Annotated in this window: 1 protein-coding gene and 1 pseudogene; one reads left to right on the top strand and one right to left on the bottom strand. The window is 33.4% G+C overall.

What is annotated here, in order from left to right:
* Window positions 1-125: pseudogene (locus BIV60_RS28990) on the top strand (IS3 family transposase); the annotation flags it as partial.
* Between the two features lie 449 nt (window positions 126-574).
* Here BIV60_RS28990 and BIV60_RS31140 read toward each other — a convergent pair.
* Window positions 575-874, bottom strand: coding sequence for a site-specific integrase (locus BIV60_RS31140; RefSeq protein WP_371261604.1), 300 nt, complete (start codon window positions 872-874; stop codon window positions 575-577).
* Window positions 875-1,491 lie beyond the last annotated feature (617 nt).

Below are 1,491 nucleotides of genomic sequence, written 5' to 3'. Positions count from 1 at the left end.
TATTGAACATTTTGAACGGGAATTAGAGGACTATAATTTACTATTACAATCACAAACGGATGAAGGCAAAATTAAAAGACCTGAGTCCGGTGGAGTACCGAACTCAAGTCTTAAAAGTTGCATAAAAATATTTGTCTAACTTTATTGGGTCAGATCAAATAGGTACATTTTTTATTATATATAGCGAAAAAAAGGGGATTTGCATCTTGCATGTTAATCTCAACTGATTCGCCCATGCTTTTCCGATAACTAAATAGTATATCTTTGGTTTCATCTCTAATAGGGATTGATCGCGGCTTATTTCCTTTTCCGATAACATCTGCAAATAGAAACCCACTATTCGGTTATACCGAAAACTTCCCCAATTCAAGCTCAAAAGTTCACTTGCTCGAAGCCCCATGGTATAGAGGAGATATCCAATCAGTAAATTTCGTTTCTCCAATTGTTCATGATTTCTTGTTGCTTTCACAATTTTAGGAAAGAAGGTGATAAGAAACTCAGCGTCTTTTTGATTCAATTCCCTCACTTGTACACGAGTTTGAGCTTCTTCGTGACGAGTTTCTTCTATTATATATTATCCTTTTTTAGATATCGGCTTAGAGATCCAGGTAGACAGGTGGGCTTTGTAAAATTGGGTTTCATATCCAAAATCGAGCACTCTTCTGAAAACCTCTAATTTCCTGATGGATGACTTAGCTGGATGCTTTTCCTTAATAAATTTGTTATATGCTTTTACTTCTGGAAAACCAATATCCCGAAAGGAAAGGGAGTGATCTGTCAAAAAGCTTAGCAGCGTTTTCGCATCTGAACGGTATGCTTTTACCGTGTGAATTGAGAGCTTTTTATCATGGGGAAAAAGTTTCTCTAAAAAAATAATTTTAAAAAATCCTTTTCGGAACTATTTTCATGAGAAAGCTATCTATTGTCTTCTAGTAAATGACGATCTTGTGGATGATCCTGTAAATATGCTAAATATTGCTCATTATTCATTCAAAAAAAAGGCCATGTCTTGGACATGGCCTTTTTGTGTTTAAATCAGGAGCAAGTTTATTCCTGTTTAATCCGACAGGTGGTTTTTCCATTCACTGGTTATCCTTTTTTCATTCAATAATACTATGGTACAAGATTATCAAAGTTGGGGTCACTGTTGCGTCCGCCTTCGAAAACCCAACTGGAAATAACCTCAAACCTATTTCAAACCTTGTGAAAGCATCATAAGCCCCTTTATAAAGGGTTTATATATAGTATCTTGGTTTTAATAAAACAGGTGATGCGATTTCAGAATTTTCTCCATTGTGATTTTACTATGCGTATAACACTCTCCCAGCTCACTTTCGTACCAAATTTGAAAACGAACCGACTAAGTCATGAGTAAATTAATTAAAATTGAATTTTATTTTCTAAATAAATAATTTAGAAAAATTATATTTAGTTATTTATTGATTAATAATAAATAATACGTTAAAATATCAATTATACAAAATATAATTC

The organism is Bacillus sp. MUM 116 (assembly GCF_001866655.1).
GTDB lineage: Bacteria > Bacillota > Bacilli > Bacillales > Cytobacillaceae > Neobacillus.
This window is presented reverse-complemented; position numbering and strand designations above follow the sequence as displayed.